General features: G+C 67.4%; 19 protein-coding genes. 11 read left to right on the top strand and 8 right to left on the bottom strand.

What is annotated here, in order from left to right:
• The first annotated feature begins 14 nt into the window (after positions 1–14).
• The 10 genes from hpf to LU699_RS13745 all read left to right on the top strand — a co-directional run bounded on the left by hpf (position 15) and on the right by LU699_RS13745 (position 8,282).
• The gene (gene hpf, locus LU699_RS13790; RefSeq protein ID WP_232137053.1) at positions 15–341 is read left to right on the top strand and encodes a ribosome hibernation-promoting factor, HPF/YfiA family; all 327 of its coding nucleotides are present in this window, start codon (positions 15–17) and stop codon (positions 339–341) included.
• A gap of 39 nt (positions 342–380) precedes the next feature.
• A complete protein-coding gene (locus LU699_RS13785; protein ID WP_232137054.1) occupies positions 381–854 on the top strand; it encodes a PTS sugar transporter subunit IIA in 474 nt (157 codons plus the stop codon).
• Entirely contained in the window at positions 851–1,810 is a 960-nt protein-coding gene (gene hprK / locus LU699_RS13780) for an HPr(Ser) kinase/phosphatase (RefSeq protein ID WP_232137055.1), read from the top strand. The genes LU699_RS13785 and hprK overlap by 4 nt, the downstream gene beginning before the upstream one ends.
• Entirely contained in the window at positions 1,807–2,682 is an 876-nt protein-coding gene (rapZ, locus tag LU699_RS13775; protein WP_232137056.1) for an RNase adapter RapZ, read from the top strand. Before hprK ends, rapZ begins: the two co-directional genes overlap by 4 nt.
• Positions 2,683–2,773: 91 nt before the next feature.
• Positions 2,774–3,166, top strand: coding sequence for a PTS sugar transporter subunit IIA (locus tag LU699_RS13770; RefSeq protein WP_232137057.1), 393 nt, complete (start codon positions 2,774–2,776; stop codon positions 3,164–3,166).
• Between the two features lie 51 nt (positions 3,167–3,217).
• Positions 3,218–3,487 carry an HPr family phosphocarrier protein gene (locus tag LU699_RS13765; protein WP_159679726.1) on the top strand — a complete coding sequence of 90 codons (270 nt, stop codon included), beginning with the start codon at positions 3,218–3,220 and terminating at the stop codon, positions 3,485–3,487.
• On the top strand, positions 3,487–5,220 hold the full coding sequence (ptsP, locus tag LU699_RS13760; protein ID WP_232137058.1) for a phosphoenolpyruvate--protein phosphotransferase: 1,734 nt from the start codon (positions 3,487–3,489) through the stop codon (positions 5,218–5,220). Before LU699_RS13765 ends, ptsP begins: the two co-directional genes overlap by 1 nt.
• A gap of 198 nt (positions 5,221–5,418) precedes the next feature.
• Positions 5,419–6,780: a magnesium transporter gene (mgtE, locus tag LU699_RS13755; protein WP_232137060.1), complete on the top strand. Its 1,362-nt coding sequence runs from the start codon at positions 5,419–5,421 to the stop codon at positions 6,778–6,780.
• Between the two features lie 10 nt (positions 6,781–6,790).
• Positions 6,791–7,432 carry a DUF1294 domain-containing protein gene (locus LU699_RS13750; protein ID WP_232137062.1) on the top strand — a complete coding sequence of 214 codons (642 nt, stop codon included), beginning with the start codon at positions 6,791–6,793 and terminating at the stop codon, positions 7,430–7,432.
• A gap of 19 nt (positions 7,433–7,451) precedes the next feature.
• The gene (locus LU699_RS13745) at positions 7,452–8,282 is read left to right on the top strand and encodes a carboxylesterase family protein (protein ID WP_232137063.1); all 831 of its coding nucleotides are present in this window, start codon (positions 7,452–7,454) and stop codon (positions 8,280–8,282) included.
• A gap of 37 nt (positions 8,283–8,319) precedes the next feature.
• On the opposite strand, the gene LU699_RS13740 is transcribed toward LU699_RS13745, so the two are convergent.
• From LU699_RS13740 to LU699_RS13720, 5 genes are all read right to left on the bottom strand, one after another.
• Positions 8,320–9,714: an amino acid permease gene (locus tag LU699_RS13740; protein WP_232137064.1), complete on the bottom strand. Its 1,395-nt coding sequence runs from the start codon at positions 9,712–9,714 to the stop codon at positions 8,320–8,322.
• Between the two features lie 234 nt (positions 9,715–9,948).
• Positions 9,949–10,893 (bottom strand): aspartate carbamoyltransferase catalytic subunit, encoded by a 945-nt coding sequence (locus LU699_RS13735; RefSeq protein ID WP_232137065.1) that lies wholly within the window; start codon positions 10,891–10,893, stop codon positions 9,949–9,951.
• A gap of 116 nt (positions 10,894–11,009) precedes the next feature.
• Positions 11,010–11,480, bottom strand: coding sequence for a Holliday junction resolvase RuvX (gene ruvX / locus LU699_RS13730; protein WP_232137066.1), 471 nt, complete (start codon positions 11,478–11,480; stop codon positions 11,010–11,012).
• Complete coding sequence (locus LU699_RS13725; RefSeq protein ID WP_232137067.1) at positions 11,477–12,031, bottom strand: YqgE/AlgH family protein; 555 nt, start codon at positions 12,029–12,031, stop codon at positions 11,477–11,479. The genes ruvX and LU699_RS13725 overlap by 4 nt, the downstream gene beginning before the upstream one ends.
• Positions 12,032–12,137: 106 nt before the next feature.
• On the bottom strand, positions 12,138–12,593 hold the full coding sequence (locus LU699_RS13720; protein ID WP_232137068.1) for an FKBP-type peptidyl-prolyl cis-trans isomerase: 456 nt from the start codon (positions 12,591–12,593) through the stop codon (positions 12,138–12,140).
• Positions 12,594–12,701: 108 nt separating this feature from the next.
• Here LU699_RS13720 and LU699_RS13715 point away from each other — a divergent pair, with 108 nt between their 5' ends.
• Positions 12,702–13,268, top strand: coding sequence for a DNA-3-methyladenine glycosylase I (locus LU699_RS13715; RefSeq protein WP_232137373.1), 567 nt, complete (start codon positions 12,702–12,704; stop codon positions 13,266–13,268).
• A 218-nt stretch (positions 13,269–13,486) separates the two neighbouring features.
• Here LU699_RS13715 and LU699_RS13710 read toward each other — a convergent pair whose 3' ends face one another.
• The 3 genes from LU699_RS13710 to LU699_RS13700 form a co-directional block, all read right to left on the bottom strand.
• Positions 13,487–14,113 carry a superoxide dismutase gene (locus LU699_RS13710; RefSeq protein ID WP_232580212.1) on the bottom strand — a complete coding sequence of 209 codons (627 nt, stop codon included), beginning with the start codon at positions 14,111–14,113 and terminating at the stop codon, positions 13,487–13,489.
• 190 nt (positions 14,114–14,303) lie between these two features.
• The gene (locus tag LU699_RS13705) at positions 14,304–15,434 is read right to left on the bottom strand and encodes a PilT/PilU family type 4a pilus ATPase (protein WP_159679746.1); all 1,131 of its coding nucleotides are present in this window, start codon (positions 15,432–15,434) and stop codon (positions 14,304–14,306) included.
• 103 nt (positions 15,435–15,537) lie between these two features.
• A complete protein-coding gene (locus tag LU699_RS13700) occupies positions 15,538–16,575 on the bottom strand; it encodes a type IV pilus twitching motility protein PilT (RefSeq protein ID WP_232137070.1) in 1,038 nt (345 codons plus the stop codon).
• Between the last annotated feature and the right edge of the window lie 174 nt (positions 16,576–16,749).

Below are 16,749 nucleotides of genomic sequence, written 5' to 3'. Positions count from 1 at the left end.
GAAGGAGGTTGCTGATGCATGTCGAGACCCATGGCCACCAGCTCGAGGTGACGCCCGCACTGCGAGAGCACGTGGACACCAAGTTCCAGAAGCTCGCCAAGCACTTTGATCAGCCACTGCACGTGCGTGTCCAGCTCAGTGTCGAAAAGCTGCTCCACAAGGCCGAGGCGACCGCCATCATCGCCGGCAAGACGTTCCACGCCGATGCGAGTGCGGCCGACATGTACGCCGCGATCGACCAGCTGACCGACAAGGTCGACCGCCTGCTGGTCAAGCATCGCAAGAAGGTCGTCGACCATCACCGCGGCGAGAGCCCTGCACGCGACGGCACTTTCGGCTAGGCTGCTGCTCCCACGAATTGCCTCCGGGCCACGCGCGGCATGTCCTTCTCCGATCTGCTCTCGGCCGACCGCATCGTGATGCTGGTCGCACCCGGTTCCCGCGATGTCGTACTGGACTCCGCCGCGCGATTGCTCGCCGGCAATTCCCCGACGCTGACCCCGTTGCTCGGCCACGCACTGCGTGAGCGCGAGCAACTGGGCAGCACCGGCATCGGTCGCGGCGTCGCGATTCCGCACGCACGCAGCACCGCATTCCGCGAACCGCGCGCCGCGTTTCTGCGGCTCTCGCATCCGATCGATTTCAACGCCACCGACGGCCAGTCGGTCGATCTGGTGTTCGCGATGTGCGTGCCCGATCACCAGGTCGAGCAGCATCTGCAGACGCTGTCGGGACTGGTCGAATATTTCTCCAACGCCGACTTCCGTGACGATCTGCGCGCCGCGCCCGATCTCGCCCGATTGCGCAGTCTGCTGCTCGACGCCGCCCCGCTCGCCGACACGGTTCGCGCGTGAACGCGAGCATCCAGGCGCAGGAGCTGTTCGCGCAGTTGCACGAGCGTCTGGGCCTGCGCTGGCTTGCCGGCCAGCACGGCGGCCGCAAGGTGCTCGAGTCGATCGAAACCGTCGCGCGCCGGCCTTCGCTCGCCGGCTATCTCAACATCATCTATCCCAACAAGGTGCAGATTCTCGGGACCGAGGAGCTGTCGTGGCTCGACGGGCTGGATTCGCGCCTGCGCTGGGAAACCATCGAACGCGTGATCCAGTACCGGCCGCTCGCGCTGGTCATCAGCAAGGACCAGCCCTGCCCCGAAGACCTGCGCGAAGCAGCCGAGGAATCGCAGACGCCGCTGTGGACCTCGCCCAACCGCGGCCATGAACTGCTGAACCTGCTGCAGTACCACCTCGCGCGCCAGCTGGCGCCGCGGATCACCCTGCATGGTGTCTTCATGGAGGTGTATTCGATCGGTGTACTGATCACAGGCGAGTCGGGTTCGGGCAAGAGCGAGCTGGCGCTGGAACTGATCACCCGCGGCCATCGTCTCGTCGCCGACGACGCGCCCGAGTTCACCCAGATCGCGCCCGACGTGCTCGACGGCACCTGCCCCGAACTTCTGCAGGACCTGCTGGAGCTGCGCGGCCTGGGCGTGCTCAACATCCGCGAGATGTTCGGCGACACCGCCGTGAAGCGGAACAAGTACCTGCGCCTGATCATCCATCTCAGCCGGCCCAACGCAGACACGATGGCCGGCGATGGCGACGGCATGTTGCGCCTGACCGGTGATCTGGGCATGCGTCGCGTGCTCGATCTCGACGTGCCGCTGATCACCCTGCCGGTCATGCCCGGTCGCAACCTCGCGGTGCTCGCCGAGGCCGCCACGCGCATCCACATCCTGCGCACCAAGGGTCTCGACCCGGCTGCGGCGTTCCTCGCCCGGCATTCGCAATTCCTCGAGCGGGGTGCGCCGTGAGCGATACGACGCCGCCGCTGTTCTACGTCGTCAGCGGCCTGTCGGGCAGCGGCAAGTCGGTCGCGCTGCGCACGTTCGAGGATCTGGATTTCTACTGCGTCGACAACCTGCCCGCGGGCATGCTCGCCGACTTCGTCGCCAACCTCACCCGCGCCGACGAGCCACCGCGGCGGCTTGCTGTCGGCATCGATGTGCGCAACCGCCACACCGATCTGTCGAAGGTGCCGGGCTGGTTGTCGGATGTCGGCGCGCTGGGTCTCGACCCGCGACTGGTGTTCTTCGAGACCGGCAACGAAGTGCTGCTACGTCGTTTCGCCGACACCCGCCGACGCCATCCGCTGAGCCGGGTCGGCCTGTCGCTGGCCGACGCGATCGCGCTCGAACGCAATCTGCTGCGTCCGCTGCGCAGCCTCGCAGACACGGTCATCGACACCAGCGATCTCAACGTCCACCAGCTGCGCCGACGCATCGTCACCGAACTGGACCTCGCCCAGGACCAGTCGGTCTCGCTGCTGTTCGAATCCTTCGCCTACCGGCGCGGCGTGCCGGCCGATGCGGATTTCGTATTCGACGCACGTGCATTGCCGAACCCGCACTGGGATCCGCGGCTGCGCCCGCTGTCGGGTCGAGATGCCGACGTGCGCACCTGGTTCGAAGCCCAGGAGGACGTGGGCGAATTCATCGCCCAGGTCTCGCAGTTCCTGGGCAACTGGCTGCCGCGACTGCGCAGCGACACGCGCAGCTACGTGACCGTTGCCTTCGGCTGCAGCGGCGGTCGCCATCGCTCGGTGTATCTGGCCGAAACACTGGCGCGGCATGCGCGCGAACAGGGCTGGCGCGACGTCGCGACCTACCATCGCGAACTCGACTGACGCCTGCGGCAACGCAGCATCGACGCGCACGGATGCAGCGTCGCGCGCACGACGCTTCCGGGCGATCCCCCTGCTCTGCTAACGTCCACGGATGGCCGTCGGCGTACTTCTAATGACCCACGAGGGGATCGGTTCCGCGATGCTCGCGGTGGCGACCCGTCTGATGCAGCAGCTTCCGTTGAAGACGGACGTGTTCGAGATGCCGTTCGACGAGGATCCCGATGTCGCGTTGCCCCGCGCGAGCGCGGCGATGCGGCGTGTCGACGGGGGCGACGGCGTGCTGATCCTCACCGATCTCTACGGCGCCAGCCCGAGCAACGTCGCCGCGCAACTGGCGCGTCTGGGCACGCCGGCGCGGCGCGTGTCGGGCTTGAGCCTGCCGATGCTGCTGCGGGTCATGAACTATCCTGAGCAGGCGCTCGGCGATCTGCCGGCCACCGCTGCCGCAGGTGCCCGCAACGGTGTCCTGCTCGATGATGCCTGAGTCGCACCGCTCCACTCTCTTTCCCCCGCGCTGTACCAGGACTGCTTCCCGATGATCGAACGCGAACTGCTCGTCGCCAACAAGCTCGGCCTGCACGCCCGTGCGACCGCCAAGCTGGTGCAGGTGCTGTCGGGCTTCCGCTGCAACGCCACGCTCGTCGCCAAGGGCCGTGAGGTCAACGCCAAGAGCATCATGGGCGTGATGCTGCTGGCCGCCGGTCACGGCACCCAGGTCGTACTGCGACTCGATGGCGAGGACGAAGCCGCCGCGATGGAGGCGGCTGCCGCGTTGTTCGAGCGCAGGTTCGACGAGGAGGGCTGATGCGGCAGGGGCTCCACGGACAGGGTGCCTCCCGCGGCAGCGCGCTCGGTCGCGCACGCGTGCGCGAACCGCATGCGCTTGAAGTCGCCGAGGCGCGCGTCGCGCCCGCCGAGGCCGAAGCGGAATTGGCGCGACTGCATGCCGCGATCGAACAGGTGCGCGGCGAGATCCGCGCGATGCGCGACCAGTTGCACGGCGCGCTGGCGCACGAGGTCGGCGAATTCCTCGACCTGCACACCCTGCTGCTCGAAGACCCGGAGCTGCTGCACGGCCTCGACGAACTCGTGCGCTCGGGCCTGTACGGCGCCGACTACGCATTGCGGCTGCAACGTGACCGGCTCGCGGCCGTGTTCGAAGGCATGGACGATGCCTACTTCCGCAGCCGCATCGAAGACATCGACCACGTCATCGGTCGCGTGCACGCCGCGCTGCACGACCACGAGGCGGAGCTGCAGGGCGTCGCCGGCGAAATCCTGGTTACCGATGCGATCGCGCCGTCAGAGATCGGCCGCCTGCATGCACAAGGCGTGCTCGGCATCGTGACCTCGGGCGGCAGCATGCTGTCGCACACCGCCATCCTCGCCCGCAGCCTGCACCTGCCGCTGATCGTCAACGCGCCGCAGGCACTGGGTGCGATCAACGACGGCGACGTGCTGGTCATCGACGGCAGCACCGGCGAGATCGTCATCGAGCCGGGCCCGAGCGATCTGCGCGTCTACCGCGCACGCTTGCGCGAGGAAAAACGCGAGCGCAAGCAACTGCGCCGCCTGCGCCGCGAGCCCAGCAAGACGCTCGACGGCGTCGACATCCGTCTGTACGCGAACGCCGAATCGCGTGAGGACGTCGCCGAGGCGCATGCGCTGGGCGCGGCGGGCATCGGCCTGTACCGCACGGAATTCCTGTTCCTGCAGGGTCGCGAGGTACCAGACGAGGACGCGCAGTTCCGCGCCTATCGCGATCTCGTGCTCGGCATGACCGGTCGCACGGTCACGATCCGCACGCTCGACATCGGCGCCGACAAGGCCGACAACAGCGGCCTCGCATTGCGCAACGAACCCAACCCTGCGCTCGGCCTGCGCGGCGTGCGGCTGTCGATGGCGCGCACCGGCCTGCTGGAAACCCAGCTGCGTGCGATCGCGCGTGCCTCCGGCTATGGCCCGGTGCGGATCCTGGTGCCGATGGTCAGCGGCCGCGAGGAAGTCATTGCGGTGCGGCAGCTGCTCACGCGCGTGCTGAAGGATCTCGCGCGCGAAGGTCAGGAGACCGCCGCGCAGATCGCGCTCGGCGCGATGATCGAGGTGCCGTCCGCGGCGATCGCGTTGCCGACCTTCGCCCGCGATCTCGATTTCATTTCCATCGGCACCAACGATCTCGTGCAGTACCTGCTCGCGACCGACCGCAACAATGACGCGCTCGGCGATCTGTATTCGCCGCTGCACCCGGCGGTACTGCGACTGGTGCACAGCGTCGTGCGCGTGGCCCGTGCACGTGGGATGCCGGCGTCCATCTGCGGCGAGATCGCCGGCGATGCCCGCTTCACCCCGCTGCTGCTCGCGCTCGGTATCGAAGAACTGAGCCTGCACCCCTCGCCGCTTCTCGAAGTCCGCCGCGCGATCCGCGCCCTCGACCTCGGCCATCTGCGTGCCCGTGCCCCTGCGCTGCTGCGCGCCCGCGACCGCGCCGGCATCGAGCGCTGGCTCGATGCGGTGCAGCCGGTGCACGCCGCGGACTGAGTCCGCGCACCCGCCGCAGACGGCTGCAGCCGCTGTTTCACCGGTACGCGCGTCCGTCGCAGACACCGGCCGCGTGAAGCCCACCTGCTCTTCGACGCACGGACGATGGCGTAAGACGTGCGCTATCCCGGATAATGGCGGGATGCACATCTGACCCCTGTCGCGCCGAGACTGTCGCGACGCGCAACGGAGCTTTACATGGCCGAAGCCGTCCGCCCCGACAAGACCGCGCGCCAGCTGCGTCTGCTGTCCGATGCACTCGACAGCGGTCGACTCGGACCGGTCCGCCGGCTGGTCAATACGCTGGCGCCGGCCGAGATCGGCAACCTCCTCGAATCGCTGCCGCACGACAAGCGCATGGTCGTGTGGGGTCTGGTCGATCCCGAAGACGACGGCGAGGTGCTGGTCCACGTCGGCGACGAGGTGCGCGAAAGCCTGATCGCGGACATGGATGCCGACGAGCTGGTCGCCGCGGTCGAGGATCTCGACATCGACGATCTGGCGGACCTCGTCGAGGACCTGCCAGACGCGGTGATCGACGAAGTGCTGCGGGCGATGGACCGCGAGAACCGCGAGCGTCTGGAGCAGGTGCTCTCGTATCCCGAAGACACCGCCGGCCGACTGATGAATCCCGACGTGGTGACGGTGCGCGCCGACACGACCGTCGACGTGGTGCTGCGGTTCCTGCGCCTGCGCGGCGAACTGCCCGAGCACACCGATCACCTTTATGTCGTCAACCGCCGCCACCAGCTGGCGGGCTGGGTCGCGTTGCAGGATCTGGTGACGCGCGAGCCCGGCACGCCGATCAACAAACTGATCGACGACGAGCTCGATTCGATCCACGTCGCAGAATCCGCCGAACAGGTCGCGCGCCAGTTCTCCGACAACGACTGGGTCTCGGCGCCGGTCGTCGACGACGGCAACATCCTGCTCGGCCGCATCACGGTCGATGACGTGATCGACATCATCCGCGAGCAGGCCGAGCACCAGGCGCTGTCCGCGGCCGGTCTCGACGAGGACGAGGATCTGTTCTCGCCGATCAGGCGCGCCGTGCGTGGCCGCGTCGTGTGGCTGGGCATCAACCTGTGCACCGCGTTCCTCGCGGCGTTCGTGATCGGCCGCTTCGAAGCGACCATCGAGCAGATCGTCGCGCTCGCCGTGCTGATGCCGATCGTCGCCGGCATCGGCGGCAATGCCGCGGTGCAGGTACTCACGCTGATGGTGCGCGGCATCGCGCTGGGCCAGGTCGGCGCCAGCAATGCGCGCATCCTGCTGTGGAAGGAATTGCGCGTCGCGCTGATCAACGGCCTGCTGATCGGCAGTCTGGTCGGCCTTGTGGCGCTGGTGTGGTTCCACGACTGGGTGCTGTCGCTGGTGATCTTCGCTGCGCTGGTGATCAACTTCTGCTCGGCCGCGCTGGCGGGCACGCTGCTGCCACTGCTGCTCAAGCGCATGGGTGTCGATCCCGCCGTCGCCGGCACCGTCGTCGTGACCGCGGTGACCGACATCGTCGGCTTCTTCAGCTTCCTCGGCCTTGCCACCGCGATCATGCTGCGCTGAGGCCACGACCATGCGCGCACGTGCCGGATTCGGACGGATCGAACGCTGGGACGACGCGCGCGGCTTCGGTTTCATCACGCCCGAAGACGCTGCTGCCGATGGACCGGATCGTCTGTTCTTCCACGTTCGCGATTTCGATCGCAGCGGCGCACGCCCGGGCGCGGGAGCACGTGTGCGCTACACGCCGGAGCGGCAGGCCGACGGACGCTGGCGCGCGGTCCACGTCGCCGCAGTCGGCACCGCGCAATCACCGCGCACGGCACGCGCCACGTCGAAGCGCCGCGATGGACGTGCATCGTCCGCACCGGCGGGCGGCATGCGCGGACTGCTGATCGCGATCGCCGCCTGGTGTGCGTTGCTCGGATACGGGGTCGTGTCCGGACGCCTGCCGCACCTCGCACTCGCCGCGCTCGCCGGCCTCAATGTGCTGACTGCAGCCGCCTACGCACTCGACAAACACGCCGCACGCCAAGGACGCTGGCGCACGCCCGAGGCGCATCTGCATCTGCTCGAACTGCTCGGCGGCTGGCCCGCCGCAGGGTTCGCGCAGCAGCTGCTGCGTCACAAACGCGCCAAACCAGCCTACCGTCAGGTGTTCGTCGCGATGGTCGTCCTGCACCTGCTGGCGCTGGGTCTGTGGACCTTCGCCTGATCCATTCCGGAGTGATCGCATGTCCAACGTCTCCCATTCCAGTGCACGCCGCCGCCTGCTGCGCGGCCTCGCCCTCGCCGGCGGTGCCGCTGTGCTGTCGGGCTGCGTGAGCGCATTGCCTGCGTCTGGCCCGGCGCCGGGCCGCTTCGTGCGCCGCGAGCTCACCTCCAACGGCCGCCGCTACGCCTACCAGGTCTTCGTGCCGTCGGCGCAGCTGCCGCGTCCGCTGCCGGCGGTGCTGTTCCTGCACGGCTCGGGCGAGCGCGGCGATGACGGCGAGAAGCAGATCCACGCCGGACTCGGGCCCTACGTGCGCGCGCACGCGGCGGATTTCCCGGCGCTGGTGGTGTTCCCGCAATCACCCGAAGGCGAATCCTGGGAAGGCGACACCGCCATGATGGCGCTGGCGACGCTCGATGCGGCGACCGCGGAATTCGACGGCGACCGCAGCCGCACCTCGCTGACCGGCATGTCGCGCGGCGGCTATGGCACCTGGTCGCTGGCACTGCGCGAGCCGACACGCTTCGCTGCGCTGGTGCCGGTCTGCGGCGGCATCACCCCGCCCGGCTCGCGGCCCGATCTCGAGGATCTGTTCGTCGAATCCACGCGCGCGGCCGGCGATCCGTTCGCCGAGGCCGCGCGTCGCCTGCGCGATATTCCGGTCTGGATCTTCCACGGCGCACTCGACGACGTGGTGCTGCCGGAACAGTCGCGGCGCATGCACGTCGCGCTGCGCGATGTCGGCGCCGACGTGCGCTACACCGAGTTTCCCGACGCCAATCACAACAGCTGGGATGCGACCTACCGCACCGAGGCGCTATGGCCGTGGCTGTTCGCGCAGAAGCGCTGACACGCAGGCGCGGTCGACCTCGACCGGGTTTCGCGTGTCAGCCTGCCGACGGTGTCCGCCGTAGACGTTGCGCCAGCGCATTGAGGCCGGCGATGGCCAGCGTGAGCGCGGCCATCGACAGGAACTGCGCGCGTGTGTCCGGCGAGGCGATCAGCATCGCGAAGATCACCGCGAGCACCGACAGCGCGGCGAGCGTGGGCACCGGGAATGCGCGCATGCGGAACGGCAGCGGTGAATTCGCGCGATCGGCGCGGCGACGCAAGATGTACTGCGAGACCAGCGCCAGCGTCCACACCAGCAGGCAGGTCGCGCCGACGATATTGAGCAGCACCGGCAGTACCCGCTGCGGGAATGCGAGTTCCAGCGCGGCGGCGGCGAACCCGAAGGTCACGCTGGCGACGACGGCGGCGATCGGCACGTTGCGACGGTCGCTGCGACCGAGCACCGCCGGCGCATCGCCGCGACGACCCAGCGACCAGATCATCCGCGAGGCGCCATAGAGATTGGCGTTGAGCGCCGAGAGCAGCGCGATCACCGCAACAAGGGTGATCGCGGTCGCCGCGCCCGGAATGCGCGCGACCTGCAGCACGGCCGCGAACGGCGACGACAGCGCCGGGCTGTCCCACGGCACCACGGCGACGATCACTGCGATCGAGCCGAGATAGAACACGAGAATCCGCCATGCGACGGTACGGATCGCACGCGCGAGGCTCTTCGCCGGATCGTTGGTTTCCGCCGCCGCGATCGCGACGATCTCGGTGCCGCCAAACGCGAACACCACGACCAGCAATGCTGCGCCGATGCCAGCCCAGCCGCGCGGCGCGAAGCCATCGGGGCCCAGCAGATTCGACAGGCCCGGAGATGCCACCGCTGGCAACCAGCCGGCGATCAGGGCGATGCCGATCGCGATGAAGGCGAGGATCGCGATGACCTTGAGGATCGCGAACCAGAATTCGAACTCGCCGAAGTTGCGCACGCCCAGCAGATTGATCGCGGTGAACACCACCATGAAACACACCGCGAGACCGGGTACCGACAGCGACGTCCAGATCGAGGCGAGCAACCCCGCCGCGCCGACCGCTTCGGCGGCGATCACGATCACCACCTGCAACCACCACAGCCAGCCCACGGTCGCGCCGGCGACCGGGCCCATCGCATCGGCCGCGTACACCGAGAATGCGCCGCTGGCGGGCTTGGCCGCGGCCATCTCGCCCAGCGCATGCATCACCACGATCACCAGCGCGCCGGCGATCAGATACGACACGAGCACGGCGGGACCGGCGGTCTGGATGCCGACGCCGGAGCCGAGGAACAGGCCGGCGCCGATCGCACTGCCCAGACCCATCATCACCAGCTGACGCGGGGTCAGTGCGTGCGCGGGCGCGGCGGCGGCCTGCGCCGGCAGGGAAGCATCGGGATCGTTCGAAGACATCGTGTGGGCGCGGCCTGGGGACGCCGCACCATACCGGATTCGCGCCGGCGGAGCCCCAGAGGCTGGGAAGCAATCGAACGCCGTCGCGAGGGCGTCGCCAAGTGTCCATGGCAAGGCGCACAGTGCGAAAACCAGGGAGTCTGGTGAACCAGATGACCGCAGTTTTCGCGCTGTGCGCTGCCGTCATGGGCGTTTGGAGGCGGCCGCAGCAGGCGGGCGATGTTTTTCAGCCTCTCAGCCGAGCAGCGTTTCCAGCACTGCCATGCGTGCGGCGACGCCATTGGCGACCTGACGCAGGATCAGCGACTGCGGACCGTCGGCGACGTCGTCGTCGATTTCGACGCCACGGTTCATCGGCCCGGGATGCAGCACCACAGCGTCACCCGCGGCGCGGCGCAGGCGACGCGCGTCGAGACCGTAATCGCGGTGGTAGTCCTCGAGCGAATCGACCAGTCCCTCGGCCATGCGCTCGCGCTGCAGCCGCAGCATCATCACCGCGTCGACGCCTTCGAGCGCGGCGTCGAGATCGTGCGACACCGTGCAACCCGACAGCAGCGCGGCATCGGGCAGCAGCGAGGCCGGTCCGCAGACACGGATCTCGCCCGCACCCAGCGTACGCAGCGCATGCAGATCACTGCGCGCGACGCGCGAATGCCGCACGTCACCGACGATGACCACCTTCAGGCCCGAGAAATCGGTGCCCTTGGCCTGGCGCAGGGTGAGCATGTCGAGCAGGCCCTGGGTGGGATGCGCGCTGCGGCCGTCGCCGGCATTGATGAGCGCGGTGTCCGGCGCGGCGGCGGATGCGAGCGCGGCGACCGCGCCATCGTCGGAATGCCGCACGACGAAACCGCGCACACCCATCGCCTCGATGTTGCGGAAGGTATCGAGCGCGGTCTCGCCCTTGGTCGTCGACGAGGTCGACGCATCGAAGCCGAGCACGTTCGCGCCGAGGCGCTGGGTGGCGCGCTGGAAGCTCAGCCGCGTGCGCGTGGAGGGTTCGAAGAACAGCGTACAGACCGCGATGCCGGCCAGCCGCGCGTTGACTTCGCCGGCGTCGGCCATCGCCTGCGCCCGGTCGAGCAGCGCTTCGAGCGTCGCGCGCGGCAGGCCGTCGAGCGTCAGCAGATGGCGCAGACGGCCGGTCGCGTCGATCTGGGCATCGGGAGCAGAAGTCATCGCGGGGCACGTGCGGCGTCGGGGGTGCCATTGTCCCGCAGCGGCGCGGATGCGGCGAGTGCCGTGTGACGCTTCATGGGATGAGGTGCGGCGTCAGCAGCTTGCAGCGCGAAGCCTCAGACCGGGACGCCGTCATCCGGTGACGCCAGCCAGCGCTCGACGATTACAGCGGCCGCGACCGCATCGAGCGCCGCGGCGTCGCGACGCTTGCGTCGGCCTTCGGCGCGATCGATCGCGAAGCGTTGCGCAGCTTCGATCGAGCTGGCGCGTTCGTCTACCAACACCACAGGCAATCGATACCGCGCGACCAGTTCCCGCGCGAATGCGTGGGCACGTGCACGGGCCGGCTGATCGCCGCCTTCGAGCGTCATCGGATCGCCGACGATCATGCCGTCAGGCCGCCATTCCTTCTGCAGGCGGTCGACGCCCTGCCAGTCGATCTGCTCGCCATGCACATCGATCACCGCAAGCGCACGCGCGCCGTGACCAAAAGCACTGCCGACAGCCACACCGATACGGCGCGAGCCGACGTCGAAGCCGAGCACCGTGCCATCGCGGCGGATCGCCGGCGTGGGCGTGTCGCTCATGCGCGGCCGCTGTGGCTGGCGATGTGCATCATGTCGACGCCGATGCGGCCGGCGGCCGCCTGCCAGCGCGCGTCGAGAGGCGTCTCGAAAATCAGCTGTGCATCCGACGGCACGGTCAGCCAGCTGTGCTGGGTGAGCTCGCGTTCCAGCTGGCCCTTGCCCCAACCGGCGCAACCGAGCGCGACGGTCGCGTGTTCCGGACCGTCGCCAGCCGCCATCGCTTCGAGTACGTCGCGCGACGTGGTCACGTGCAGACCCTCGCTGATCGCCAGGCTCGAATCCCAGCCGCCCTCACCGTCATGCAGCACGAAGCCGCGTTCCGGATGCACCGGGCCACCTGCCAGCACGCGATGGTCCCGCAGGCGCTCGTCGCGCAGCAGGATATTCATCTGGTCGAGCAGGTCGCCGAAGGTGTATTCGGAGGGCCGGTTGATAACCACACCCATCGCCCCGTCGCCGTCGTGCTGACAGATCAGCGCGACGGTCCGCGAGAAATTGGGATCCTGGAGCGCGGGCAGCGCGACCAGCATCTGGTTGGCGAAGAACGACATGCGCCCATTCTAGCCAACCGGCTGTGGGGGAACCGGGCGGGCGCCTTCGCATGCCCCCACCGGGACTGAACGGCGGAACGAATGTGGCGAATGCCGCCGCCTTGGTTCAGAGCCCGAACTGGAGCTCGTCGGGCGTCGCCACCCGCACCCCGACGACTTCCACGTCCGCGCGCAGCACGCGCCCGGCCAGCGGATTGTTGCCGTCGACGGTGATCTGGCTGTCGTCGAGCGCGGTCACGACCACGTCCAGCGGCCCTTTTTCGGTCTGCGCGCGCAACTTTTCGCCGATCGCAGGCGTGGCGCTGCCGTTGAACATCGTGCGCGGCAGGGTCTGCACGAGGCTGTCGTGGCGCGGACCGAATCCGCGCTCGGGCGGGATGTCGACGGTGAAGCTTTCGCCGGCCTTCCTGCCTTCTAGGGCTTCTTCCAACCCGACGATGATCGAGCCGTTGCCGTGCATGTAGACCAGCGGATCGTGGCCGCGGGTGGTGGTGATGCGCTGGCCGCTGTCATCGGACAGGGTGAAGTGCACGGTGGCAACGCGGCGGTGGGCGATTTCCATCGACGGATCCGGCAAGGGCGACGGCGCATGGTGCCGTGCGGTGCGTGAAAGCCGCAACCGGGGTCGCACCGGATGGCGGCCCCCGTCCGTGCGCCCTATGCTGCGTGGATGAGCGGCTATTGCGACATCGCCCCGGGCCATGCGGTCCACGGCCCCTATCACGACACCGAGTACGGATTTCCGCAACGCGAGGAGGCGGTGCTGTTCGAGCGTCTGCTGCTGGAAATCAACCAGGCCGGACTGAGCTGGGAAACCATCCTGCGCAAGCGCGACGGATTCCGCGCGGCCTATGACGGCTTCGATGTCGACAAAGTCGCCGCCTACGGCGAGACGGATCGTGCGCGCCTGCTCGGCGACGCCGCGATCATCCGCAACCGGCTCAAGGTCGACGCCGCGATCCACAACGCACAGGTGATCCAAGGCCTCCGCGACAGCGACGGCGGCTTTGTCGAATGGCTGGACGCACATACGACCGAAGACGGCGCGCCGCGCGACAAGGCCTCATGGGTCAAGCTGTTCAAGAAGACCTTCCGCTTCACCGGCGGCGAGATCACCGGCGAGTTCCTGATGAGCCTGGGCTACCTGCCGGGCGCGCATCGACCGGATTGCCCGGTGATGCGGGATATCGCGAAGGCGAAGCGCGCGGCTTCGGGTGCATCGCGCCCGACAAGCTGAGCTGTCGCGATGCAGGATCACCGCCATCCCAACGGCGTTCAACAGACGGATGTCTGGTCAAGCTGGGATCCATTTCCGCGACCAGATGGAAGATCAAGATGGACCCCAGCGTTCGCTGGGGCGACGCGCGGTTTCCTGCACGTGATTCGAAACCCAGCTCCCCACAGCATTCCGGCCGCTTGCGCGGCCGGAACGGGATTGCATCAAGGCGCGAAATCTCAGCCCTTGATCGCTTCCTGGTAGCGACGCTCGACTTCGTTCCAGTCGACGACGTTGTAGAACGCGGCGATGTAGTCGGGGCGACGGTTCTGGTAGTTCAGGTAGTACGCGTGCTCCCAGACGTCGAGGCCGAGGATCGGGGTGTTGCCCGAGCCGAAGCCTTTCATCAGGGGGTTGTCCTGGTTGGCGCTGCTTTCGACCTTCAGCACGCCGGACTTGTCGACCGACAGCCAGGCCCAGCCGCTGCCGAAGCGCGTTAGGGCTGCCTTGGTGAAGGCTTCCTTGAACGCATCGAAGCCGCCGAGGTCGCTGTCGATGTGCTTGGCGACGTCGCCGACCGGGTTGCCGCCGCCCTTGGGCGACATCACCGTCCAGAACAGCGAGTGGTTGGCGTGGCCGCCGGCGTTGTTGCGCAGCGGGCCGCGTTTGTCTTCCGGCAACGCGTCGAGATCGGCGATGAGCTCTTCAGCCGATTTGTCCGCCCACTGCGTGCCTTCCAGCGCGGCGTTGGCGTTGTTGATGTAGGTCTGGTGATGCTTGGTGTGATGGATTTCCATCGTCTTGGCATCGATATACGGCTCGAGCGCGTCGTACGCGTAACCCAGCTCGGGGAGGGTGTAGGCCATCAGCGATCTCCTTCGTGAATGAATGCGCTCCATTGTCCCCCGGACGGGGTCAAGTTGGCGACAAGACAGCGTCACGATAGCGCTGCGGCGTGACGGTCTGTGGCAACACAGCGTTGCGGGCACCCGTAAAAAGCAGAACGCCCCGCGAATGCGGGGCGTCTGTCGAGGCGTTCGCGATGGATGCGGACGGTCAGCGGACCTCGGCCACCTCGACGCCATCGAGACCCTGCGACAGCGTGCGCGCGTCGCCGCCCTGGGCGAGCTTGATGCGCAGACGCACCTCGTTCGCGGAGTCGGCGTAACGCAGCGCGTCCTCGTAGGAAATCTCGCCGGCCTGGTAGAGCTCGAACAGCGCCTGGTCGAAGGTCTTCATGCCCAGGTTGGTCGATTCCTTCATGACCTCCTTGAGCTTGTGGATCTCGCCTTCGCGGATGTAGTCCTGCACCAGCGGCGTGCCGAGCATGATCTCCATCGCCACGCGCCGGCCCTTGCCATCCGGCGTCGGAATCAGCTGCTGCGCGACCACGCCCTTGAGGTTCAACGACAGATCCATCAGCAGCTGGTTGCGGCGGTCTTCGGGGAAGAAGTTGATGATGCGATCCATCGCCTGGTTGGCGTTGTTCGCATGCAGCGTGCACAGCACCAGATGGCCGGTTTCGGCGAAGGCGATCGCGTGGTCCATGCCTTCGCGCGTGCGCACCTCGCCGATCATGATCACGTCCGGCGCCTGGCGCAGCGTGTTCTTCAGCGCGGCGTCCCAGCTGTCGGTGTCGATGCCGACTTCGCGCTGGGTGATGATGCAGCCCGCATGCTTGTGCACGAATTCGATCGGGTCCTCGATCGTGATGATGTGGCCGGTCGAGTTCTGGTTGCGGTAGCCGATCATCGCCGCCAGCGACGTCGATTTACCCGTACCGGTTGCGCCGACGAAGATCACGATGCCGCGCTTGGTCATCGCCAGCGTCTTGATGATCGGCGGCAGGTTGAGCTCTTCCACGCTCGGGATGTGCGTCTCGATGCGACGCAGCACCATGCCGACCTGGTTGCGCTGGTAGAAGCACGAGATGCGGAACCGGCCGACGCCGGAGACGCCGATCGCGAAGTTGCACTCGTGGGTCTTCTCGAATTCCTCGCGCTGCGGCGGGGTCATCACGTTGAGTACCAGATCGCGCGCCTGCTGCGGCGTCAGCGGGTTCTGGGTGATCGGCGAGATTTTGCCGTGCACCTTGATCGACGGCGGCATGCCGGCAGTGATGAACAGATCCGAGGCCTTCTGATGGGCCATCAGCTTGAGGAACGAGGTGAAGTCGATGCTGCTCATGTCGAAACTCCGTAAGACGTGAGGCGTAAGGCGTGAAACGTCAGGGCGGCGCGGGGAATGCAGGAGGCGACGACTGACGTCTTACCTCCTCACTTCTCACGCCTCACTCGAACAGACGCTTGTCCTTGGCGTATTCCTTCGCGGCCGGGCGCGTGATCAGGCCGCGCTTGACCAGATCCTGCAGGTGCTGGTCGAGCGTCTGCATGCCGTACTGCTGGCCGGTCTGGATGGCCGAATACATCTGCGCGACCTTGTCCTCGCGGATCAAATTCCGGATCGCCGGGATGCCGGTCATGATTTCCCAGGCCGCAGTACGACCACCGCCGACCTTCTTCAGCAGCGACTGCGAGATCACCGCGCGCAGGGATTCCGACAGCATCGAACGCACCATCGGCTTCTCGCCAGAGGGGAACACGTCGATGATGCGGTCGATGGTCTTGGCCGCGCTGGAGGTGTGCAGGGTGCCGAACACCAGATGGCCGGTTTCCGCGGCGGTCAACGCCAGACGGATGGTTTCCAGATCGCGCAACTCGCCGACCAGGATGTAGTCGGGGTCTTCGCGCAGCGCCGAGCGCAGCGCCTCGTTGAAGCCGTGCGTGTCGCGGTGCACTTCGCGCTGGTTGATCAGGCACTTCTGCGAGGTGTGCACGAATTCGATCGGATCCTCGACCGAGAGGATGTGCGCGTATTCGTTCTTGTTGATGTGGTCGATCATCGCCGCGAGCGTGGTCGACTTGCCCGAGCCGGTCGGGCCGGTCACCAGGATCAGACCCTGCGGCTGGTCGATCAGCTGGCGGAAGATCGGCGGACAGTTCAGGTCTTCGAGGGTCAGCACTTCCGAAGGAATCGTACGGAACACCGCACCGGCGCCGCGGTTCTGGTTGAACGCGTTGACGCGGAAGCGGGCCAGGCCCGGAATCTCGAACGAGAAGTCGACCTCGAGGAATTCTTCGAAGTCGCGACGCTGCTTGTCCGACATGATGTCGTAGATCAGCGCGTGCACCTGCTTGTGCTCGAGCGCGGGGATGTTGATGCGGCGCACGTCGCCGTCGACGCGGATCATCGGCGGCAATCCCGCGGACAGATGCAGGTCCGACGCCTTGTTCTTGACCGAGAACGCCAACAGTTCGGCGATATCCATGCAACACCCCTTGATGATGATCCGCACAGGGCGCGCAACGAGCCTTCCCGGCTGGCGCCTCCCTGTCCCCGGCGGCAGTATAGACCGGTAAACCCCGCACAAAACCAGCCCGTTCACACCTGCCCGGACACCCGATTACCCGTGACTTCGTCCCCCGCCAGCGCCGCGCTCGAT

This window comes from Luteimonas fraxinea, from assembly GCF_021233355.1.
In the GTDB taxonomy this organism is placed as follows: Bacteria; Pseudomonadota; Gammaproteobacteria; order Xanthomonadales; family Xanthomonadaceae; genus Luteimonas; species Luteimonas fraxinea.
This window is presented reverse-complemented; position numbering and strand designations above follow the sequence as displayed.

Coding starts and splice junctions, on each gene's coding strand:
- LU699_RS13750 (WP_232137062.1), top strand. CDS start 6,791: ATGCGCGCACGTGCCGGATTCGGACGGATCGAACGCTGGGACGACGCG.
- LU699_RS13710 (WP_232580212.1), bottom strand. CDS start 14,113: ATGGCCTACACCCTCCCCGAGCTGGGTTACGCGTACGACGCGCTCGAG.
- LU699_RS13740 (WP_232137064.1), bottom strand. CDS start 9,714: ATGTCTTCGAACGATCCCGATGCTTCCCTGCCGGCGCAGGCCGCCGCC.
- LU699_RS13705 (WP_159679746.1), bottom strand. CDS start 15,434: ATGAGCAGCATCGACTTCACCTCGTTCCTCAAGCTGATGGCCCATCAG.
- mgtE (WP_232137060.1), top strand. CDS start 5,419: ATGGCCGAAGCCGTCCGCCCCGACAAGACCGCGCGCCAGCTGCGTCTG.
- LU699_RS13715 (WP_232137373.1), top strand. CDS start 12,702: ATGAGCGGCTATTGCGACATCGCCCCGGGCCATGCGGTCCACGGCCCC.
- LU699_RS13745 (WP_232137063.1), top strand. CDS start 7,452: ATGTCCAACGTCTCCCATTCCAGTGCACGCCGCCGCCTGCTGCGCGGC.
- LU699_RS13735 (WP_232137065.1), bottom strand. CDS start 10,893: ATGACTTCTGCTCCCGATGCCCAGATCGACGCGACCGGCCGTCTGCGC.
- LU699_RS13720 (WP_232137068.1), bottom strand. CDS start 12,593: ATGGAAATCGCCCACCGCCGCGTTGCCACCGTGCACTTCACCCTGTCC.
- ruvX (WP_232137066.1), bottom strand. CDS start 11,480: ATGAGCGACACGCCCACGCCGGCGATCCGCCGCGATGGCACGGTGCTC.
- LU699_RS13765 (WP_159679726.1), top strand. CDS start 3,218: ATGATCGAACGCGAACTGCTCGTCGCCAACAAGCTCGGCCTGCACGCC.
- LU699_RS13785 (WP_232137054.1), top strand. CDS start 381: ATGTCCTTCTCCGATCTGCTCTCGGCCGACCGCATCGTGATGCTGGTC.
- LU699_RS13770 (WP_232137057.1), top strand. CDS start 2,774: ATGGCCGTCGGCGTACTTCTAATGACCCACGAGGGGATCGGTTCCGCG.
- LU699_RS13700 (WP_232137070.1), bottom strand. CDS start 16,575: ATGGATATCGCCGAACTGTTGGCGTTCTCGGTCAAGAACAAGGCGTCG.
- LU699_RS13725 (WP_232137067.1), bottom strand. CDS start 12,031: ATGTCGTTCTTCGCCAACCAGATGCTGGTCGCGCTGCCCGCGCTCCAG.
- hpf (WP_232137053.1), top strand. CDS start 15: ATGCATGTCGAGACCCATGGCCACCAGCTCGAGGTGACGCCCGCACTG.
- ptsP (WP_232137058.1), top strand. CDS start 3,487: ATGCGGCAGGGGCTCCACGGACAGGGTGCCTCCCGCGGCAGCGCGCTC.